The following is a 6,181-nucleotide window of genomic DNA, read 5'->3' as shown; positions in this document are numbered from 1 at the left end:
GTCGAGCAGATCAAGGTGTTCGCGATCCTCGACCGGCAGCTCTCCATCGAGGCGGGGGAGCTCACCCCGACGCTCAAGGTGAAGCGCAACAAGGTCGCCGATCATTTCTCGGCGGAGATCGACGCCATGTACGGCGAGTAGAGGTCGCCCAACATCGGACCGTTCTTGCGTCCCTCCGTCGCATCACTGCGATGGGGGTACGCCGGAACGGTTGGCTTGGGGCGCCCCACCGTTCTTGCGTCCCAGCGTCGCGTCAGTGCGATGGGGGTACGCCGGAACGGTTGGCTTGGGGCGCCCCACCGTTCTTGCGTCCCAGCGTCGCGTCACTGCGATGGGGGTACGCCGGAACGGTCGGTTAGGGGCGGTGGCCCCACAGTTCTTGCGTCCCAGCGTCGCGTCAGTGCGATGGGGGTACGCCGGAACGGTTGGCTTGGGGCGCCTCACCGTTTCTTGCGTCCCAGCGTCGCATCAGTGCGATGGGGGTACGCCGGAACGGTCGGCCCGGAACGGACGCCGGAACGGATGCCGGGACCGTCGGCGCCGAACGGTCGGGTCCGAGCCGATGGCCGGTACCATGAAGGGCCATGACCACCCAATCCACCGAGACGATCATCTCGATCACGCCTGCGGCGCTCGAGCAGATCATGCAACTGCGTGAGCAGGAGTCGATCCCGGACCTCCACCTCGGCCTGCGCATCTCGGGCTTCGGGGCGGCGGGGTTCATCTACGAGACCGCATTCGTGAGGGCGGACGACATCGACGCCAACGACCACGTCGAGATCCACGGCGAGCTCTCCGTCACCATCGACGAGGGGAGCATCGACAACCTACGAGGCTCGGAGCTCGACATGTCGGCCGACCCCTACGCCCCCGGCCTCGTGCTGCGCAACCCGAACCCGGCCACGCCGCCGATCTTGGAGAAGCAGGATCTCGACCTCAGCGGGACAGTCGAGGAGCGGGTCACGCAACTCCTCGAGCAGGAGATCAACCCGGCGATCGCGGCGCACGGCGGATATGTGCGGCTGATCGCCCTCGACGGCGCCACCGCCCACCTCGAGATGGGGGGAGGCTGCCAAGGGTGCGGACTGGCTGCGATGACATTGCGCCAGGGCATCGAATCGGCGATCCGTCAGCACATCCCGGAGATCGAGGAGATCGTCGACGCCACGAACCACGCGGCAGGCGAGAACCCCTTCTACGTGTAGACCGGCGCACCGGCCACGAGACAGTCGAGCGCCCCCGGTTTCCCGGGGGCGCTCTGTTGACGAGTGCGGCGCAGTCGTGCAGCCGTGCGCGTGCGGGCCGTTGTCGAGGCACCGCCCTCGTCGGACTCAGGCGTGCTGGTACGCCAGGTCCTCCGTCTCCTCCTCAGGAGAGTCGTTGTCGTTCTCACTGTCGCGGTGGCGGCTGGTCCTCATGCGCCCGACGACCTCCATGGCGTTGTTGTCCGTTCCGATGTGCGGCAGCTTGGCCGAGCGTCTCGTATAGAACGACCCCCGCTTCGGCTCGCGGTCGTCCTCCATCGCTTCGCTGCGCTCCGCTCCTGTCGTGTCGACGACGATGCGCGTCCCGCCGAGGTCGTGCTCGTCCGGAGCATCGCCGTGCTCGGGTGATACCTCCGTCGGGTCGACTCCGTGCCGCTCGGCGATCTGCTGGACGACGCTCGTGGCGGGCCGCGCCTTGTACGCCGCGGCGACCTGCCGTGCCGGTGTCTCCGGTGTGGCGGTCGCAGGGCGAGCTTCCGCAACCGGGACGGGCGCCGGCTCGGCAGGCGGCGTCACAGCCGTCGCATGCACCTCAGCGGGAGGAGCGGGAGGAGCCGGGGAGGCCGAGGCGGCCGGCTCGGGGCGCGCAACCGATGCGGCGGCCTGGCGGGGCGGGGCAGGCGGAGCATCGCCGATCGCCGTCGCGACCTCGCGCCGTAGTCCGGCGGTGCTCGTGAGGGCCGTCTCGGTGATCGTCCTGAGGTGCTGCTCCAAGGTCTCGATGCTCTTCGCCATGGCATGCAGCCTCGTGCGGTAGATCCGCTCTTCGTCGGTTCGTTGAGCTTCGAGCCTCGCCACATCCGCTCCGGCGGCGGCCACGAGCTCCTCGGCCTCGCCGCGGGCCGCGTTGAGGGCACCGACTGCCTCCGAGCGGGCCGCGTTCACGATGCGCGAGGCCTCAACTTTGGCCGCCTCGATCAGCTCCTGACCTTGGCGCTCTCCCTTTTCCGTCAGCTCCTGCTTCGTCTTGGTGGCGGCGACGAACATCAGCTGAATCGCCTCTTCGCGCTCCCGGGCTTCGGCCAGCTTCCGCTCGAGCTCCGACACGCGGCGCCTGTCGACGGCCATCGCCTCGTCGATCTCGCCCTGGAGCCGGTCGGCGTAGGTGACGAGTGCGTCGGGATCGATGCCTCGAGCACTCACGGGCAGGTCGGCGATGGCGGCTCTGAGGTTGGCGATCATTTCCCGTGCCTCTCGCGATGGGGGAGCTGGCCCGGCGAGCGTCCCGACCGACTCGCCTACTGAAAGTGTACGTCGGTGACTAAAAGTAGTCAACCTAGTCCATTCGTGACGATGGGACGTAGTCACCTGACCCATTCCCGGTCAGTCAGACGATGCCGGCGAGCCGGGCGGCCGCCATCGCCGCCACCCTCTCGATGTCGGCGAGAACCGATCGGATCTCTGCGCCGAACTCGAGACGTCGCTCCTCGCTGTCGGGCTCGGCGGCGAGCAGCCTCCGGTTGGCGGCCAGGCTGACGGCGGCCTCGAAGAGAACGGAGCTGACGGCGTCGCGGTTCTCGATGCGGCCCTGCAGCACGTACTGCTGGCCGAGCGAGCCGGCCGCCGATGCGAGGTCGCCGGCATCGATCACCGGTGCGACTGCGTGTCTGGCGACGAGGTCGCCGACCACCTGGTACGCCTCCAGGAACGGCCGCAGCACGACGTGGGAGCGAAACGGCTCGAAGCTTCCCAGGAGGGCGGCGGCTCCCTGGTCGGCGATCGTTGCCTCCCACCCGGGGACGGTCCGGGTCAGCTCGTCGCCGATCTGTTGAGCGAACTCGTCGGTCGGGGCGAAGAAGAACTCGAACTTGAGCAGGTCGCGGAGACGCAACGCTCCTGCGACGACGGCGCCCGGTTCGACGGGGCCATCGTCCAGGAGACCGGCGAGCGCCAGCTCGGCGATGGCGGAAGGGACGAAATGGTGGACGATCGTGTTCCGGTAGTACGCCGCGGCGTGGTGCTGCTCCGGTCCGATGCGATAGACGGTTTCGGCCGGGCCCTGGAAGGCGGCGACGACGCCATGGGCCTCGAGCGCCGCCAGCGCCCGCGTCACACCCGAGGCATCGGTGAGGTCGAGCTTCTCGGTCATCGGCAGGTCCCTGGCTCGCACGAACTCGAGATGCGGCTCGATCGCCGCCATCGTCTCCGCCAGCGTGAGCGCCCGGCCGTGGGCCGATAGGAGTGCCAGCGTCACCAGCGAGATCGGCGTGATGGGCATGGCGTTGTTGAGGCGCACCGCGATCTCGAACGCCAGCTTCGGGATGGCCGGGCTGCGGGTGTCGTCGGCATCTTCCGGAGGGTCCGGCTGGTCGGCCAGGAAGCCGCGCAGGCCGATGGGCGACCCGAACCGGAGGTGGGCGTCCCCGTAGCGACGCCGCAGGCTGCGGATGACTCGCACCATCCAACCGAAGCTCTCCTTCTCCTTGCCCCCTCCCGTCTGCTCGGCGGCGTATCCCCCGACGTCTTGGATCTGGTCATAGGCGATGGCGACCGGGATGAGGATCACGTCGTCCGTCGAGCCCCGCCGGAACGAGTCGACGACGTACGCCAAGAGCCCGTAGCGCGGGGTCCGCAGCTTGCCGGTCCGCGACCGCCCGCCTTCGATGTACCACTCGAGCGGGAAGCGCTTCTCGAGCAGGTAGTCGAGGTACTGGCGCAGCACGAACTTGTACGGCTCGTTGTCCTTGAACTCGCGCCGGATGAAGAACACGCCGCTGCGTCGCAGGATCGGCCCGACCGGGAAGAAGTTCATGTTGATGCCGCCGGCCGTGTGGTTCGGCGGGAGGCGGTTCCGGTACAGGACGTCCTGCAGGATGAGGTGGTCGAAGTTCGACTTGTGGGACGGGAGGAAGACGAGCGGGTGGTTCCGGCTCATCGCATACAGCGCTTCCAGCTCCCCCTCGTCGTAGTCGATGGCGACGTACGCCTTCGAGATGAGCCAGCGAAAGCCACCGGTCACCAGGTCGATCACGAACGGGCTGTGGGTGGCGGCGATCTCGCGGACGTACCGTTTCGTCCGCGCCGCCATGTGGTCGTACGACGCGCCCGCCTCCTGGGCGAGCACGGCCACCCCCTGGGCGAAGCCCGGCCTGTGCATCAGCGACTCACGAGGGAACTTCGGCACCTTGTAGCGGCTGCCGCGGAGCTCCCGCTCGGCCCGCTCGAGGGCGAGCCAGGCGCGCAGGGCGGTGAACTCGACGAAGCCCGTCCCATCGAGCCGCCCGAGGACGCCGGATTCCTCCCAGCGGCGGCGCAGCTCGGACAGCCGGCCCGGCGTGCCCATGACGACCCGCACCCTGTCTGGCCGGGTCCTGTAGATGACGTGCTGCCTGACCCTGTCCGGGTCGCGGGGGTCGCCGAACGAGACCACGTCGCGCCACCCGGCCTTGCGCTCCCCGTCCCGTTGGGAGGGCAGCCAGCTCACCCGCATCGGCACGAGCAAGGGGTCGCCGCCCCCCTGGAGGAAGGCGCCGAGGCGCGGGTCGAGGCTGCGGCGCCTGGGGCGGCGGCGAGTCTGCGGAAGCGTCGCCCGCTGGACGGCGCCCGGTGCCGTGTCCGCCGGGGTGTTACGGGCGATCCACCCCTCGAGGAGCTTCTCCTCGACCGAGCCGGAGTGTTCGAGAAGGAACACGAACGGCCCGCCCCCGTCAGGCCACGATGGCTCGTCCTCGAGCGCGAAGGTCGCGTACGGCGTGCCCTGCATCGAGGCGAGTGTAGAGCTCGGCTGTTCCCCGCTTCAGGGTGCCGTCTCGTGGTGTCGTCGTCAGACGATGACGAGACAGCGGGCGCCCGGCAGGCCGTCGGCTGCCTCGGCCCACGTGACCCCGTCGTCTTGTGATGTGTAGACCGTGCCGCTCGGGTCGGCCGCGGCGATGAACCCCCGCCCTGCCGCCAGGCAGAACGTGTCTACGTTGCTACTGAACCACTCGGGTAGCCCGGCCGTGCATCGCTCGAAGCGGCCACCGTCGAGCGGGCGCCGGTACACGGCAGATCTGTTGCCACCAGGTCCGTGCGCCGCCGAGAGGATGATCGAATCGGCGCCGATGGCGACGGCGCGGCAATACGCGGCGTCGAGCCCATCGGTGACGAAGCTCCACTCGTTCCCGCCGGTCGTCGTGACGGCGAGGCCGCGGGCGGTCGCCGCATAGGCGTAGCCTGCCCGCGTCGGGTCGGCGATCACCTGATGCACGTCGGCGTGGATGTCCATGGTGTCGACCCACGTCGCACCCTCGTCTGTGGATCGCACCACGCCTCCGACGTGGACGTTCACGTAGAGGTTGCCCTCGGGTCCGCTCGCCATCGAGCGGATGTCGGGCGGGCCACCCCACGGGGTGTACCAGGCATCCCGCCCCGGCGTCGCGTCGAACGAGGCCACGCGCACCACTTGGTCGCCATCCAACTCGAACAGGGCAGCGTTGCTCGCGCCCACCAGCACGCGATCATCCGTGACGAGGAGGCAGTTCGGCCGCTCATCGGACAGCTCTGCGACCAGGCTCGGGTCGCCGCTCACGGGACCGCGCCAGACAGCCCGGCCGTCCGAGACGATCCACATCAGGTCGTCGGCAACCTGGACGTGGTCGATCTCGCGACCCGGCAGCCTTGCCGTGTCCGACCCGAGCGCGATGAGCCCATCCTTGGTTCCAACGAGAACGAGCGGCGCATCCATGTACCAAGCCTACGCGACGCCGCCAACCCGTTCGGTGTGTGGTGGCATGACTGTTTGGGGCCCCCTCGGCTCGGTTCCTGGCGGGACGAAACGCGATCCCCCGGAGACCGGGGGATCGCGTTTGGAGGTGCTGCCGGTGAGGGCTTGTGGCGCTATAACGCTGTCTCCCGCTTTGCGGGGGACCGGCGAGCGGTCGCTCTGCGACCCGAGCTGAGGGGGTGCCCGGCACGGTGGTGTCTGGGGTTTCTGA

General features: G+C 69.0%; 4 protein-coding genes. 1 reads left to right on the top strand and 3 read right to left on the bottom strand.

The window, feature by feature from the left end; genetic code table 11:
• Positions 1-584: 584 nt before the first annotated feature.
• Positions 585-1,205: a NifU family protein gene (locus tag VGC47_03100; protein HEX9854279.1), complete on the top strand. Its 621-nt coding sequence runs from the start codon at positions 585-587 to the stop codon at positions 1,203-1,205.
• Between the two features lie 126 nt (positions 1,206-1,331).
• Here VGC47_03100 and VGC47_03095 read toward each other — a convergent pair whose 3' ends face one another.
• The 3 genes from VGC47_03095 to VGC47_03085 all read right to left on the bottom strand — a co-directional run bounded on the left by VGC47_03095 (position 1,332) and on the right by VGC47_03085 (position 5,931).
• The gene (locus VGC47_03095; GenBank protein ID HEX9854278.1) at positions 1,332-2,447 is read right to left on the bottom strand and encodes a hypothetical protein; all 1,116 of its coding nucleotides are present in this window, start codon (positions 2,445-2,447) and stop codon (positions 1,332-1,334) included.
• A gap of 145 nt (positions 2,448-2,592) precedes the next feature.
• Positions 2,593-4,968, bottom strand: a complete 2,376-nt coding sequence (locus VGC47_03090) for a glycerol-3-phosphate 1-O-acyltransferase (GenBank protein HEX9854277.1) — start codon at positions 4,966-4,968, stop codon at positions 2,593-2,595.
• Positions 4,969-5,028: 60 nt separating this feature from the next.
• Complete coding sequence (locus VGC47_03085) at positions 5,029-5,931, bottom strand: hypothetical protein (protein ID HEX9854276.1); 903 nt, start codon at positions 5,929-5,931, stop codon at positions 5,029-5,031.
• Positions 5,932-6,181 lie beyond the last annotated feature (250 nt).

Source organism: Acidimicrobiia bacterium (genome assembly GCA_036396535.1).
In the GTDB taxonomy this organism is placed as follows: Bacteria; Actinomycetota; Acidimicrobiia; order Spongiisociales; family UBA5794; genus DASWKR01.
The sequence above is the reverse complement of the archived record's forward strand: the minus strand, read 5'-3'. Positions and strand labels throughout refer to the sequence as shown.

Coding starts and splice junctions, on each gene's coding strand:
- VGC47_03100 (HEX9854279.1), top strand. CDS start 585: ATGACCACCCAATCCACCGAGACGATCATCTCGATCACGCCTGCGGCG.
- VGC47_03095 (HEX9854278.1), bottom strand. CDS start 2,447: ATGATCGCCAACCTCAGAGCCGCCATCGCCGACCTGCCCGTGAGTGCT.
- VGC47_03090 (HEX9854277.1), bottom strand. CDS start 4,968: ATGCAGGGCACGCCGTACGCGACCTTCGCGCTCGAGGACGAGCCATCG.
- VGC47_03085 (HEX9854276.1), bottom strand. CDS start 5,931: ATGGATGCGCCGCTCGTTCTCGTTGGAACCAAGGATGGGCTCATCGCG.